Origin of the sequence: Nostoc mirabile CHAB5784, assembly GCF_020829645.1 — a bacterium.
Lineage (GTDB): Bacteria > Cyanobacteriota > Cyanobacteriia > Cyanobacteriales > Nostocaceae > Nostoc > Nostoc mirabile.
Genome location: NZ_JAIVFS010000061.1, coordinates 1 through 17115, shown reverse-complemented (window position 1 = coordinate 17115; position 17115 = coordinate 1). Strand labels below are relative to the sequence as shown.

Sequence of the window (17115 nt, the reverse complement as noted above, 5' to 3'; positions counted from 1 at the left end):
ATGCATTTGGGGGGAAATCAAAAATCCAGTTCATTCCCCAATGCATCGGGGGAAATTATAAATCCAGTTCCCTCACGCCACTTGCTTCTCCTGTGGTCGCCGCTACGCGAACAAGTCGGGCATTGCCGCAAGGGCGCAGTGGCTGCCCAATGCATCGGGGAGAGTTAGGGTGGGGTAAAACGCTATAAATTATTAAACCCATATTCCTCATGAGCAATTCATCATCGCCAAACATCAACTATCAAGCTTTGCTCAAGGATGCTTTACTGGAAATGCGCCAGTTACGAGCAGAATTAACAGCCATTGAGTCACAAAAAACCGAAGCGATTGCAGTTATTGGCATGGCTTGTCGCTTTCCGGGTGGTGCAAATAATCCCGAAGCATTTTGGCAACTCTTGCAGAATGGTGTCAATGCGGTGAGCGAGATTCCCTCTGACCGTTGGGACGTAGCAGCTTACTACGACACTAATCCTGATGCACCTGGAAAAATGTACACCCGCTACGGTTATTTTATCGACGGGGTAGATCAATTTGATGCCCGTTTTTTTGGCATTTCTCCCCGTGAAGCCGCAGCCATAGATCCTCAACAACGCCTCTTACTGGAAGTCAGCTATGAAGCATTGGAACGAGCCGGACAATCTCCCCAACAGTTGAAAGGTAGTCGCACCGGGGTATTTATTGGTGTCTGTTTTGATGACTACGCCAAATACAGCATTGCATCTAACGATCCCAGACAAATTGATGCTTACAGCAGCTTGGGCAACACCCGCAGTATCACCGCCGGACGTATCGCCTATGTTTTAGGACTACAAGGGCCGGTGATGCAGTTGGATACAACTTGTTCTTCTTCCCTACTGGCACTGCATTTAGCATCTGAAAGTCTCCGCACCGGGGAATCTGATTTAGCATTGGTGGGAGGTGTAAATCTGATATTAGCGCCAGAGCCAATGATCGGCTTTTGCAAATTGCAAGCTTTGGCAGTGGATGGACGTTGCAAAACCTTTGATGCCGCAGCAGATGGTTATGGACGGGGAGAAGGCTGTGGCATTGTTGTCCTGAAACGACTTTCAAAAGCGATCGCTAACCATGACCCAATTTTAGCGGTGATTCGAGGCTCGGCAGTAAATCACGACGGTAGCAGCAACGGTTTGACAGCCCCCAATGGCACGGCGCAGTCAGCAGTAATTCGTCAAGCTTTGAAAAATGCGCGGTTAGAACCTAAGCAAATTCAATATGTAGAAACCCACGGTACAGGTACGGTATTGGGCGACCCCATCGAAGTTTTGGCCTTAGCCAAAGCTTTAGGTGAAGGTAGAACAAAAGATGAATCGTTATACATTGGTTCCGTCAAAACCAACATTGGACATCTCGAAGGAGCCGCTGGAATTGCTGGATTAATCAAAGTAATTCTTGCCCTCCAGCACCAGCAAATTCCACCCCACCTGAATTTCCAACAACCCAACCCCTACATTCCTTGGGACAAATTACCCCTTGCCGTTCCACAAAAATTAACTCCTTGGCAGGATCAGAATAAACAGCGACTAGCTGGTATTAGTTCCTTTGGGATGAGTGGTACAAATGTGCATATCATCTTAGAAAATGCACCTTCATCAATTCAAAATTCAAAATTCAAAATTCAAAATTCAGATGCTATTGAACGTCCTTTGCACCTACTCACGCTCTCCGCCAAAACTCCCCAAGGATTACGAGAACTCGCCCAACTTTATAAAAACTATCTAGCAACGCCACCGGATACGCACTTCGCTAATGTTTGCTTTACCGCTAACGCTGGGCGATCGCACTTTGAATATCGTCTGGCGATACCCGCCAATTCTTATATATTATGTTATGAAAATCTTGTAAATTATTTAGACAATACTACAGATATATCTAAAAGTCAAGTATCTAAAATCGCCTTTCTCTTCACCGGACAAGGCAGCCAGTATATCAATATGGGTAGAGAACTGTACGAGACTCAATCCTCTTTTCGCCACCAAATTGATTACTGCTGTGAGTTATTGCATCCCGACTTAGGCTTAGATTTGCGAAATCTACTTTATCTTTCCCCACTCCCCAGTACAGACGCGATTAATCGCGTCTCTCCCAACTCCCAAAATTTATCCCAAACTATCTACACCCAACCAGCCTTATTTGTCCTCGAATATGCTTTGTGTCAACTATGGCTCTCTTGGGGAGTGCAACCGGATTTTGTAATGGGACACAGTGTCGGCGAGTATGTTGCAGCTTGTATTGCAGGAGTTTTTAGTTTAGAGGATGGACTCAAGTTGATTACCAACCGCGCTCGTTTAATGCAGCAGTTGCCTGATAATGGTAAAATGGTGGTAGTTGCTGCATCTGCGGCAGACATCGCCCAACAACTGCAAATATTTGAACAACAAATATCTATTGCGGCAATTAATGCACCAAATAATACAGTAATTTCTGGAGAGCAAACAGCGATCGCGCAACTTGTAGAAACCTTGCAAAACCAAGGGATAAAAACTACAATACTTTCAGTCTCCCATGCTTTTCACTCTCCCTTAATGGAGCTGATGCTCAGAGAGTTTGAGCAAATGCAACAGAGCATTTCCTACTATCCCCCCCAAATTCCACTAGTCTCGAATATCACTGGCAAAATCATCGGTGCAGAAATTGCTACACCTGAGTATTGGTGTCGTCATATCCGCCAACCTGTGCAGTTTGCTGCTGGCATTCAGACATTAGCACAAGAAGGTTGCGAAGTCTTTGTGGAAATTGGTGCAAAACCGACTTTGCTCAGTATCGCACAAACCTGTCTTCCAGAAGCCCAAAACCTCACATGGTTGCCAAGTTTGCGTTCAGGACAAAGCGATTGGCAGGTGATGCTATCCAGTTTGGCATCATTATATATGCGGGGTGTGAATATCAATTGGCAGAACTTTGAAGGTGACGAATTACCTCAGCGTGTTTTAGTACCTACTTATCCATTTCAACGTCAGCGCTTTTGGGTTGAACAGGACAGAATAGTACCACAAAACAGGTATTTCCATCAACATCCTTTGTTGGGACAGAGATTACAACTAGCCCATACAGAGAAAATTTATTTTCAAAGTCAAATCAGCCAGAATCAGCCGCTATTTTTGCAACATCATCAAGTTTTCCATCATATCGTCATGCCAGCTGCGGGCTATGTGGAGATGGCATTGACAGCAGCAAAAGAAATCTGGAAAACTGATGCTTACACGATCAGAGATATTGTCATTAGCAAAGCATTATTTCTGACAGAAAGTACAACTACCACCCTGCAACTCATTCTCCAAGCAGTAGATCAACAAACCTACCAATTTGAAATTGCCAGCACAGACAATATTTCCCAAGATGCAGCATGGGTAACTCATGCTACAGGCATCCTCCAAAACGATCCTATTGGACACCCTCCCCAATGCATCGGGAGGGCTGGGGAGGGGTATACCACTGTAGATTTAACTCAACTACAAACAACTTGCCCTCAAGAAATTGCTGTAACATCCTACTATCAAACTTGCCAAGAATTGGGAGTGGAATATGGAAAGTCCTTCCAAGCAATTCAACGCCTCTGGTGGGGAGAAAAACAAGCTTTAGGCGAGATTCGTTTATCTCCATTGCTCACAGATCCATCCTATTATCAAATTCATCCCGTTTTGTTGGATGCTTGTTTTCAGGTAATGGGTGCAATCTTCCTCACTTCTGAGCCATCCACAGCGTACTTACCTGTAGGTGTAGAGCAGGTACGTTGGTATGGTCAGCTAAGTGAGAGCCTCTGGAGTTATGTGGAACTTCGCGACGAGTCTTCCTACATTGCCGACTTGCAACTATTAAATCCAGATGGTAGTTTAGTGGCAACCATTGACGGCTTACAAATCCAGCCAGTCAGACAGGATAGTTTGAGAAATGCTGAGTTGAATACTTGGCAAGATTGGTTGTATCAAGTGGAATGGGAAGAACACCCAATAAACTCCGTAGGATTATTATTCCATACTTTGCAGAATCCGTCTACCATTAGCAAACATATTTCCGCACAATTCACCCAAAATCAGCCAGAGCTTGAAGCCTACGCATCATTATTACCACAACTGGAGGAGTTGAGTATTGCTTGTGTACTTGAGGCATTCGGGCAGTTGCAATTTTCACTGCAACCCGGTGAGGAATTCTCGACTAATAAGGCAATGCTAGCAATGGGCGTTGTTAGTCATCATCAGCGATTGTGTCACCGCTTGTTGCAAATGCTCCAAGAAGAGGGGATTTTACAAAAACAGGATGAATACTGGCGGGTTTTGAGAACAACTCAACCCACTGCAACTACCCCAGTCTTTGCCCATTTGCGCCAAACCTACCCCAGTGCAACAGCAGAACTCACTTTACTCGAACGCTGTACTAGTCATTTGCCAGAAGTCTTACAAGGAAGCATCGATTCTTTACAGTTACTATTTCCCGAAGGAGACTTCAGTGACCTGACGCAACTTTACCAAAATTCACCAGTGGCACAGGTGATGAATACTTTAGTGCAACAGGCACTGATGGCGGTTATAGAACAGATACCACCAGAATCAACCCTGCGGATTCTCGAAATTGGCGCTGGTACTGGTAGCACTACAGCCCATATTTTACCAGAATTAGCACAACGAAAAGTTGAGTATTTTTTCACCGATGTTTCACCTTTATTTTTGAGCAAAGCACAACAGCGATTTGCCAGTTATTCTGGCGTGCGTTACCAGCTTTTCGATATTGAGAAATCCTTATCTACCCAAGGGTTCACAGAAAAGAGCTTTGATATTGTTATTGCTGCCAACGTCCTCCACGCCACCCAAGATTTGCACCAAACTGTCACCAACATCAAGCAATTATTATCCCCTGGTGGATTACTGATCTTATTAGAAGGTGTGCAAAGCGTGCGTTGGTTAGACTTAATTTTTGGCTTAACTGAGGGGTGGTGGCGCTTCCAAGACCAAGTATTGCGTCCAAATTATCCCTTAATTTCTAGCAAAAAATGGCAGGAATTATTAAAGGATGTGGGATTTGAATCTACAACCCTTCTCAACCCAACAATAGAGAATTCCCAATTTTTTGATCAACAAGCCGTGTTGATTGCCCAAACTCCCAAATTATCTAGAGATGAGGGAGAAAGGGGAGACAAATTAATTCTTTCATTTTCCTCATCTCCCCCATCTCCCCTACAATACTTGAATGCAACCCAGCCTCAATGTTGGTTAATTTTAGCAGATCAGCAAGGTGTTGGTTTGCAACTTGCGGCAGCTTTAGAGGCACAAGGCGCAACTTGTCATCTTGTATTTACAGCAGATTCAAATTTTACTCTACCCTTTACCCCATCCCACCTGATCAATCTTTGGGGTTTGGATGTACCCCACACCAACGAGATGACTACAGAGCAACTAATGGCAACACAACAAGTTCTTTGTGGTCAAGTATCGCATTGGTTACAAACACTGTCAACACTAGCTACCCAGCCTCAATGGTGGCAAGTAACTCAGGGAAGTGTAGCCACAGGTGTAGAAAACGATATCCCCGGTATGGCTGCTGCTACTTTGTGGGGGATGAGTAAAGTTATGCGGTTAGAGCATCCATTACGCTGTCGCTGCTTGGATCTTGACCCAGTGCGATCGCTCACAGCACAATTAGATATCCTGTTACAAGAATTGCTGGCAAATTCCCCAGAAGAGGATATTGCTTGGCGCGGTCAAACTCGCCGTGTCGCAAGACTTGCGAGGTATTCTCCTATTGATACATCTTTGCGTCAACTGATAATTAATCAGCGAGGAACTCTAGAAAATCTGTACTTCCAAACTATCAACCGTCGTTCCCCAGCTACTAAAGAAGTAGAAATCTGTATCCGGGCGACTGGGTTAAACTTCCGTGATGTGTTGAATGCCTTGGATTTATATCCTGGAGATGCAGGACTTTTGGGTTGTGAATGCGTCGGAGATATTGTTGCCGTCGGTACGGGAGTTAAAAACCTCCAAGTAGGACAAACAGTGATGGCATTAGCGAGTGGCAGTTTTAGTAATTACGTAACTGTGGATGCACAGATGGTTGTACCCAAACCGCAACATCTGAGTGTGACGTCAGCTGCTACTATTCCTGTGGCATTTTTGACAGCATTTTACACATTGTATCATCTGGCTAAAATTCGTGCAGGCGAGAGAATTTTAATTCACGCTGGCGCTGGTGGTGTCGGTCAAGCAGCAATTCAAATTGCCCAGATGGCTGGGGCAGAAGTATTTGCCACAGCAAGTCCTTCCAAGTGGGAGATATTGCAAAAACTAGGTGTGCAGCATATTTTTAACTCCCGCACCCTCGACTTTAGTGCCGAAATTGCCGCCCAAACTCAAGGAGAAGGTGTAGATATTATCCTCAATTCTCTGGGTGGGGAATTTATACCCCAGAGTTTGGCGGTTCTCAAACCCCACGGGCGATTTGTGGAAATTGGCAAAATCGGCGTCTGGTCAGAGTCACAAGTTAAACAGGTCAAACTAAATGCAGATTATTTCTTAGTCGATATCGTGGATTTGTGCCGACAGCAACCAGAATTAGTGCAACAAATCTTACAGCAGTTGGTAGAGGAATTTGCTAATCATCGTCTGCAACCATTGCCCGCTCAAGTATTTCCGATGGCAAATGTTGTGGATGCTTTTCGGTATATGCAACAGAGTAAGCACATCGGTAAGGTAGTGGTTTCCCAACTTATGGCAACTGGCTATGCAGCAAATCAGATCCCCCCAACCCCCCTTAAAAAGGGGGGCTTTGTCCCACCTGTTTCAAGAGAAGGCTTTGTTTCACCTGTTTTAAAGAAAGGCTTTGTTTTGCCTTTGAAACAGGAAGACCTTGTTCCCCCCTTTTTAAGGGGAGCCAGTGCGTTGGGCGGCTCTGCCGACTTGAAGCAACTGGCGTGGGTTAGGGGGGATCAAATCTTATTCAAAAGCGATCGCACTTACTTAATTACTGGTGGTTTAGGCGGTTTAGGTTTATTGGTAGCTCAATGGCTCGTAGATATGGGCGCTCGTCATCTTGTTTTATTGGGACGTAATGCTCCCACATCTGCTGCAAAATCTCGCATTCAGCAGTTAGAAGCAGCAGGTGCAACCGTCACCGTTGCCCAGGTGGATGTCTCACAACAGCAAGACTTGGCAACCGTATTAACGCAAATACAAGAATCAACTATACCCTTGGCTGGTGTTATCCATGCGGCGGGTTTGTTGGATGATGGTGTAATGCTACAACTGAATTGGCAGCGCTGGGAAAAGGTCATGGCTGCTAAAGTCATGGGTGCTTGGAATCTGCATCTTTTAACTCAAAACACTCCGTTGGATTATTTTATCATGTTTTCCTCAGCAACGGCCTTATTTGGTTCTCCCGGACAGGCAAATCATGTTGCGGCTAATACTTTTCTGGATACTTTAGCCCACTATCGCACCTCTCAAGGATTACCTGCAATGAGCATTAACTGGGGTATCTGGTCGCAAATTGGTTCTGCTGCACAACCCCAAGTCACCAGCCAGATGGAACAGCGAGGAATTAGAGCGATCGCACCGATTGAGGGCATCCAAGTTTTACAATATCTGCTGACTCAACCCATTGCCCAGGTGGGAGTTGTACCAATTGATTGGAGACAATTTACACAACTTGGACTATCTTCAAGATTTCTGGAACGGTTTGAGACACCTGTGCCCTCATTAACTCCAACTACATCATCTATATTAGAGCAATTGTCATTAGCTGCCCAGAGCGATCGCTATGACTTACTCAATACCTATGTGTGCCAGCAAATCGCCCAAGTTTTGGGATTTCAAGCTCATGCCATTGATTTCCAAGCCGGATTTTTTGATCTGGGTATGGATTCTTTGACAGCGATCGAATTCAAAAATCGTTTGCAAACCGACCTCAAATCCACACTTCCCGCCACAGTTGCTTTTGACTATCCGAACATCAAGAAGTTGGTGCCCTACTTAATACAAGAGGTATTACATCTAAATGACTCCCAACCTTCCCAAATAGCCCAAGACAAAGCAGACTCCTCTGGGTCAGAGTTATCCGAAGACGAAATTGCCGATTTACTAGCACAGGAATTATTAGAAATTAAACAGGAAAAGTTTTGACTGAAAATAATTCGTAATTCACGGTTTAAATCAGTGAACAGTCAACAGTTATCAAGTATCCTCATTATCAGCGTAAGATTTAAACCAGTGAACAGTATCCGCATTATCAGTTAACTGTTGACTGATAATGCGGATACTTGATAAGTGGGGGACTTAAACCCAATTATCAAAACTTTTAACTGATAACTGTTAAAGCACCATTATTTATTTATGGAAAACAAAGAAATGCGTAGCATCAATGTCCAGGGGTATTAATTACGAATTACGAATTACGAATTACGAATTGGAGCGAAGCGACATGACCCAACCTGAATCCAAAGACTATCGTAGTTTAATGCAAAATGCTCTACAAAAGTTGCGGGATTTACGTAGCAAACTCAAGGCACAAACAGAAGCAATCGCCATTGTGGGTATGGGATGCCGTTTTCCCGGTGGGGCAGATACTCCCCAAGCATTGTGGGAACTGTTACGCAATGGCGTTGATGCGATTACAGAAGTACCGAGCGATCGCTGGCAGTTGGATAAATTCTATGACCCCGACCCAAATGTTCCCGGTAAGATGTATAATCGTTACGGGGGTTTTGTTGGGCAGTTGCAGGAATTTGATGCAGAATTCTTTGGTATTGCTCCTAGAGAAGCCGTTTCTCTCGACCCACAACAGCGTTTGTTACTCGAAGTCAGTTGGGAAGCTTTGGAAAATGCAGGCATCCCTCCAGAACAACTCGCAGATAGTCCTACAGGTGTTTTTATTGGACTTAGTAGTAATGACTATTCAACTCATCTATTAAATCGTCCCGTTACAGATATAGATGCTTACTTAGCAACTGGTAATTCCCATAGTACTGCGGCTGGTCGTCTATCCTACACACTCGGATTCACAGGCCCTTCTTTAGCTGTTGATACCGCTTGTTCTTCCTCATTAGTAGCAGTACACCTTGCCTGTGAAAGTCTGCGTCGTGGTGAATGTAATATTGCTTTAGCAGGTGGTGTGAATCGTATTTTATCACCAGAATTTACGATTAATTTCTCCAAAGCCCGGATGCTTGCCAATGATGGGCGTTGCAAAACCTTTGATGCAACAGCAGATGGCTTTGTTCGGGGCGAAGGCTGCGGTGTCATTGTCCTTCAGAGACTGTCAGATGCCATTGCCGCAGGGTATCCCATCCTTGCAGTGATTAAAGGTAGTGCTGTCAACCAAGATGGGCGCAGCAGTGGGTTAACGGTTCCCAACGGGCCATCACAACAAGCTGTCATCCGCCAAGCATTAGCAAATAGCACAGTCAAACCAGGAGATATTACTTACATTGAAGCCCACGGGACAGGTACAGCTTTGGGTGATCCCATTGAAGTTGGTGCATTAGGGGCTGTGTTTGGTGACAATCATACCCGCGATCGCCCTTTATTGATCGGATCACTTAAAACCAATATTGGACATCTGGAAGCGGCGGCGGGAATTGCTGGGTTAATGAAGGTGGTTTTGGCATTAAAATACGGTGAAATTCCCCCTCATCTGCATTTTGGGCAACCTAATCCCCATATTGCTTGGGAACAATTGCCCATTGCCGTTCCCACTACCTGTATCCCTTGGAATTCTGACAAACGGCTGGCTGGTGTCAGTTCCTTTGGCTTTAGTGGCACTAATGCCCATATCGTATTAGCAGCAGCAGCTACAGAAATTCAAAAAGAAGATACAATTGAACGTCCTCTACATATTCTAACTCTGAGTGCTAAAACTCCTACAGCTTTAGAACATCTCGCCCGTAACTATGTAGCCTATCTCAGCCAACATCAAGATGTTTCTTTTGCAGATGTTTGTTTTAGTGCCAACACGGGGCGATCGCACTTGGAATATCGTTTAGCTATAATTGCCGATTCTCCTACCGTTGCTTGTGAAAAATTATATCATTTTGTTGACAGTCAAGAAAATACACCCCTCCCCACCCCCCTTTCATCCCCCCTTAGCAAGGGGGGACAGAGGGGGGTGCCCGATAGGGCGGGTGGGGTTCCTCAACCACGTCCAAAAATCGCCTTTCTCTTCACCGGACAAGGTAGCCAGTATGTTCATATGGGCTGGCAACTATATAATACTGCGCCTGTATTTCAAGATGCAGTAGATCATTGCTGTGAATTACTGTCTTCTGATTTGGATTTGCGTTCACTTTTATTTGCTTTAGGTGACACTGTAGAAAACACGGATAATTCTTCTTTCACCGCATCTTGTTTAGACCAAACCATCTACACCCAACCAGCCTTATTTGTCCTGGAATACGCCCTCTGTCAACTATGGCTATCTTGGGGAGTGACACCTGATTTTCTCATGGGACACAGTGTTGGTGAATATGTCGCTGCTTGTATTGCAGGAGTGTTTAGTTTAAAGGATGGACTAAAGCTGATTGCCACCCGCGCCCGCCTCATGCAGCAGTTACCCCACGGTAAAATGATCGCGGTGTCTGCTGCTGCGTCTGAGTTACAAGAACTAATTCTACCCTTCAATCAACAGCTATCCATTGCAGCTGTCAATGCACCCAATAACACGGTGATTTCCGGCGAAACCGTTGCTGTTGACCAAATTGCCGTCATATTGGAAGCCCAAGGCATCAAAACTACACCTTTACCAGTTTCCCATGCCTTCCATTCTCCTTTAATGGAGGCGATGCTCACAGAATTTGAGCAAGTCGCCCGTACTGTCAACTTTCATCCGCCGCAATACCCAATCATTTCTAATCTTACTGGCAAAATCATCGTAGCAGAAATTGCCACACCTGAATATTGGTGTCGTCATATCCGCCAGCCAGTGCAGTTTTTTGCCGGGGTTCAAACCCTGATTCAGCAAGAGTGTAGTGTATTTTTGGAAGTTGGAGCCAAGCCAATTTTACTCGGTATGGCGCGATCGCTGGTAGCGGATGAGGAAAAATATCTCTGGTTGCCCAGTTTACGAGCCGGACAGGAGGATTGGCAGGTAATATTATCAAGTGTGGCGACGCTTTATCGGCGAAGAGTTCAGCTTGATTGGCACAGATTTGATCAAGGTTACAACCGTCAGCGTCTTGATGTGCCAAATTATCCCTTCCAAAGAAAGCGTTTCTGGGCAGAAATTACCCCACCCGCCCTATCAAGCACCCCCCTCTGTCCCCCCTTACCAAGGGGGGATGAAAGGGGGGTGGGAGGGTTGGGGAGGGGTCGTGTGGATGTCCATCCTTTATTGGGACAGAAATTACACTTAGCCAAATCCGTTAATTTATACTTTGAGCAACAACTCGCTGATAATTATCCGATATATCTGCAAGACCATCGGATATTTGCCCAAGTAATTTTACCAGGAGCTGCCTACATAGAAATGGCATTGGCAGCCGGAAAGGAAGTTTTTCAAAGCGAACGTCTATACTTAGAAAATATTTCTCTGCAACAGGCTTGCATTTTCACCCCAGATTGCCCACGGGTTGTACAATTCATTCTCACTGACAGCTACGAATTTGAAATTGTCAGCACCACTGAAAATGCTTGGACTGTTCATGCAACAGGGAAAGTGGGTGTGAACAAAGATATTAAGCCAAATGGGATTTTTAATTTTTTAGAACAGCAACGGCATTGTACCCAAATTACAAATATTGCCGACTTCTACCAAAACCTCAAAACGGTTGGCATTGATTACGGCGAAATGTTCCAAGTCATTACCCAACTGTGGTACAATCACAATCAAGCATTGGCAGAAATTCATCTACCACAAATATGTACTGAGCGTGCTGGCTACCAGTTCCATCCAATTGTGTTGGATGGATGTTTACAAGCGATCGCAGCTATTTTATCTCACCAGTCCACCTCATCTATTTATCTACCCATCGGTTTGGATCGCTTGACTATTTGGGAACCAGTCGGGGAAAATCTATGGAGTTGGGTGCAACTGCGTCATAGAGATATCTCATCACCAATTATAATTGCAGATATCCAAGTTTTAACGCCAGAGGGAGTAGCGATCGCAACTTTTTCCGGACTGCAACTGAAAGCTGTGGAATCACAAAGTATCTTTGCTGAAGATTCATCAGCAGACTGGCGAGAATGGTTGTATGAGGTGGAATGGCGCACCCAATCTTACCCCAATTCTCTGTTTCAGGAGACATCTTTGCTTCCTTCTCCAGAGATGATTGCACAGCAGTTAGCACCTCAATTCACTAAACTGTTAACAAAATCGGAGATCCAAATCTATGCAGAATTATTACCCCAGTTGGAAACTCTGAGTCTTGCCTATATTGTTGAAGCGCTGCAACAGTTGGGTTTATCTTTGCAGATGGGTGAAGATTTTTCTGGGCAGCAATTGCAAATTATACCTGAGCAAGAACAATTGTTTCTACACCTGCTGTCAATGTTAACAGTCGCAGGTATTCTACAACAACGAGATGAACGATGGTATGTGCGACAGTCTCCTAATGTTGGACAAGCACAAATTCTCCAAGCACAACTACAAACAAAATACCCATCTTCTTCGGCAGAACTCACGCTAATTAAACGCTGTGGTTTACGTTTAGCAGAGGTGTTGCAGGGACGATGTGAACCTTTACAAATATTATTTCCCAATGGAGACTTGACAGCAATTACTCAACTGTATCAAAATTCCCCTGGTGCCCAGATGATGAATACTCTAGTACAGCAAGCGGTACTCTCAGCTTTAGAAAAGTTACCGCCTGGGCAAACTGTGCGAATTCTAGAAATTGGTGCAGGTACAGGGGGAACCACAGCTAATCTCTTACCCCAACTTGCTACTCAATCAGTGGAATATGTTTTTACTGATATTTCTCCACTATTTTTAGCAAAAGCACGCCAGCAGTTTTCAGATTACAGCTTTGTCCGTTACCAAAGTTTGAATATTGAACAGCCAATTGCATCTGGGGGATTTACTGCCAACAGTTTTGATATTATTATTGCAGCAAATGTTCTACATGCCACCAAAAATTTAAGCCAAACCATCACCAACGTCAAATCCTTACTCGCACCCAACGGATTATTGATACTCGTGGAAGGGACTTGTCCCAGTAGTTGGCTGGATTTGATTTTTGGTTTAACTGAAGGCTGGTGGAGATTCCAAGACAAAGATTTGCGTCCTACGTATCCCTTAATTTCTACCCAGCAGTGGCACAATTTATTACAAGTAAATGGATTTGCCAGCGTTGCAAATATTATCCCTAACTCTGTGCTTCCAGAGGTATTGGCTCAACAAGCAGTAATTGTGGCCCAGTCAGATCAAGGTACAGACGCGATTAATCGCGTCTGTACTGGGGAATGGTTAATTGTGACAGATTTTTCCGAGTTAGGAGATGCGATCGCACAACGATTACACCATCAACAGCAATTATGTACCATTTTAGCTCCCCTAACAACAGAGAATAACGAATTATCGCCCCCCTTAGCAAGCTACGGTGTACACACAAGTCGGTTTTACCCCTCCCTAGCCCTCCCGATGCATTGGGGAGGGGACTTGATTTCCGGTTTCCCCCAATGCATCGGGGGGATTAAGGGGGGTAATTCGGACACACTAGCCTTCGCAAGGGAGGTTGGGACGTTCTTAACATCAGAAAGCATTCAGAAATCAATCAAAAACATTGTTTATATTTCTGGTTCACAAGAACACATTGAGACTCTACCTCAAGACTGTTACGCTGAATGTACCAATGTTCTCAACCTTGTCCAAACCCTAATTCAAAAGCAACATCAGCCGATTAACCTCTGGCTGGTGACTCAAGGTGCAGTCAATCCCACCTCCACAATCACAGGATTGATGCAGTCACCTGTGTGGGGTATGGGTAAAGTCATCCGTCTGGAACACCCAGAACTCAATTGTCGCTGTGTGGATTTAGATCCGACACAAGCAGCAATTTCCCAAGTTGATACCCTCATAACTGAATTCATGCACCCTTCCCAGGAAGAGGAAATTGCCCTCCACTCAACTGGGCGAAGGGTAGCACGATTAACTCGCTTCACTAATCCCCAAAAAGTACTTGCCGTTCCCGAACAGCCTTACCGCTTAACAATCGGCACACGCGGTTTACTCGACTCCCTACAATGGCAAACCTCACAGCGTTGTCAACCGCAGCCAGGGGAGGTAGAGATTCAGGTACGGGCGACGGGATTAAATTTTATTGACGTATTAGATGCTTTGGGACTACTGCCTTTTGATCGCAACTGGTTTGGTGTTGAATGTGCCGGTGAGATTGTCGCTGTTGGTGAAGGCGTAACTCAGTTTAGTATCGGTGATGCCGTCATAGCCTTAGCTGCTGATAGTTTTAGCCGATATGTTACTACTAATACCAGCTTTGTTGTTGCCAAACCCGACTTTTTGAGCTTTGAGACAGCTGCGACAATTCCCGCCAATTTCCTTACCGCAGCTTATGCCCTGCAAGAAGTTGCTGCAATTCAAAAAGGACAACACATCCTCATTCACGCCGCCACTGGGGGTACAGGTATGGCAGCTTTACAAATTGCTCAACAAGCTGGGGCAGAAGTCTTTGCCACAGCAAGTCCAAGGAAATGGGAGACATTGCGTTCTTTAGGTGTTCAACACATCTTTAACTCACGCAACTTGGATTTTGCCCAAGAAATTCTAGAAATCACTGACGGTAAAGGTGTAGATATCGTATTTAATTCCCTAGCTGGTGAGTTGATTGCCGCCAGTCTAGAAGTTATCAAAGCCAACGGATGCTTTATTGAAATTGGCAAACGGGGAGTTTGGAATGCACAACAAGTTGCTCAAGTCAAGCCCAAAGTTGCCTATCATCTGGTGGATTTAATGAATCTCGCACAGCAAAATCCTCAACAGGTGCAATCCTTGTTACATCGTCTCATGGCAGAGTTTCAAAGCCAAAAGTTGCAACCTTTACCCCAAACAGTTTTTCCTGCCCAAAAAGTGGTGACAGCATTGCAGATGATGCAACAAGCGCAACATATTGGCAAAATCGCCATTACCCACGAACCGATAGATGATGATTTGCAAACATTGCCAGTTCATCCCGAAGGAACCTATTTGATTACTGGTGGAATGGGAGGTTTAGGCTTGCGCGTTGCCCATTGGTTAGTTGAAAAAGGTGCGAAATACTTGGTACTCGTGGGACGTAGCAGCCCGACACTAGAAGCACAGTCACAAATTCAAGCATTACAAGCCGCAGGTGCTACAGTTATCACAACTCAGGCAGATGTTGTTCACACAGAACAATTAGCAGCAGTTCTGACTAACATCCAACAAAAATGTCCGCCTTTGCGTGGTGTCATTCATGGAGCGGGCGTTTTAGATGATGGAGTTTTACAGCAACTGAATTCGGAACGGTTGCAGTCTGTGATGTCTGTAAAAGTTGCAGGTGCTTGGAATCTACATCTTTTGACCCAAAATATACCTTTGGATTATTTTATCATGTTTTCTTCTGCCGCTTCCCTATTAGGTTCTCCTGGACAAACCAACCATGTAGCTGGTAACACATTTCTCGATGCCTTAGCACAGTATCGACACAGCCAAGGATTACCCGCACTGAGTATAAATTGGGGAGTTTGGGCAGATATCGGTGCTGCTGCCAAAGGTCAAATTGCTACTCAAATGAGTTTACGGGGGATTGGTGCGATCGCTCCTGACCAAGGCATAGATATTTTAGAATTCCTCCTGACACAATCTAGCAGTCAAGTGGGAGTAGTACCAGTGAATTGGACTGAACTCCTAGCCCAAGGTTTATCCTCTCCGTTCTTTACAGACTTTCAAGCCCAAGCACCATCGCCCACTCATCAAACTTCCCAATTAATGGAGCAATTAACATCATTGGGGATGAGCGATCGCATTTCCTTATTGACCAACTACCTGCAAACTGAAGTTGGTAAAGTCTTAGGTTTACCAACTTCCCAACTACCAAATGCCCAAGTAGGATTTTTTGATATGGGCATGGATTCTTTAATGATGGTAGAATTACGTAGTCGATTGGAAGCCAGTTTGCATAAAGCGATCGCTTCCACAGTCCTTTTTGAGCATCCCACCATTCAATCCCTAGCGCACCACATTGCCAGCGAATTCCTACTAAACACAGAAGAAAGGGAATTAGCGCAGGTGATGATTATCTCTGAACTAGAAAATTCCATGTCAGAACAGGGTATTGAAACCTCAATTACAGATGAACTAGAAGCTATAGAAGCTTTACTCAAAAGTCAGTAAACCCAAAAGCGGCTTTTTCCGCATTCACAGCTCTCCCTGCATTCGCAGCTTCAGCCGGTGACTTGTCTACTGATAAGGTAACGTTGGTCGAATGGCACTAAGAAAAGCTCTAAGCTATACGGAATAAGGGCTACAGCTTTGAAAGTTATTGAACAGTCGAGGAGGGGTCAGGCGGTCGTCCTTGATGCAGTGTCATGGAAGCGATCGCCACAAAAGACACGCTCAGGAAAGCGATCGCCTACGTCGGGCGGGTACGCCATCGCATGAATTGAGTGGTAACAAGCACACATCAGTCGATAACCCGCAACTTGGGTTATTTAGGTGAATGTTTGAATGAACAAAATCTAGATTAGTGATATCATTTAATATACGATGCCCCCTAGACAGGTAGTCTGAAACGAATATCATGAGTGTTCAAAATATCGATGCACAATCCGACAGCGGCTCCCGTCGCTAAACTGAACATCACGCCAATTTTTGCAATTGGAAACCCACATCCAGCTTTTTGAGTCTTTGGTTGAGGGTATTCTTTCTGGTTCTCTACAGTGTCAGGCATGGACACAGTTGACCCGTCTATCAACTTCACGTTTCGACCACACCATAAATGCTCTGTTACTACCTTGTCTTCTAAACTTTGTCCAGACTGACTAAAAAGTTTTTCTAACAACTTTTCTGGTAATCTAGACCGCGCTTGACAATATGCGCTTGTATCAGTTGATGGAATTTCTACTCTTTGCCCTGCCAAATAAGCAATAACTTTACTCACTGCATTATGGCAACTTTTATCAGTATCCAAAACCTGAGATA

General features: G+C 44.7%; 4 protein-coding genes. 3 read left to right on the top strand and 1 reads right to left on the bottom strand.

The window, feature by feature from the left end:
• Window positions 1-209: 209 nt before the first annotated feature.
• From LC653_RS28995 to LC653_RS28985, 3 genes are all read left to right on the top strand, one after another.
• Window positions 210-8129 (top strand): type I polyketide synthase, encoded by a 7920-nt coding sequence (locus LC653_RS28995; protein ID WP_229498108.1) that lies wholly within the window; start codon window positions 210-212, stop codon window positions 8127-8129.
• Between the two features lie 298 nt (window positions 8130-8427).
• Window positions 8428-16308: a type I polyketide synthase gene (locus tag LC653_RS28990; RefSeq protein ID WP_229498107.1), complete on the top strand. Its 7881-nt coding sequence runs from the start codon at window positions 8428-8430 to the stop codon at window positions 16306-16308.
• A gap of 184 nt (window positions 16309-16492) precedes the next feature.
• Complete coding sequence (locus LC653_RS28985) at window positions 16493-16633, top strand: hypothetical protein (RefSeq protein WP_229498106.1); 141 nt, start codon at window positions 16493-16495, stop codon at window positions 16631-16633.
• Window positions 16634-16687: 54 nt separating this feature from the next.
• Here the strand turns inward: LC653_RS28985 and LC653_RS28980 are convergent.
• Window positions 16688-17115, bottom strand: a 428-nt coding sequence (locus LC653_RS28980) for a transposase (RefSeq protein ID WP_504828438.1), incomplete at its 5' end; no start/stop codon positions are given.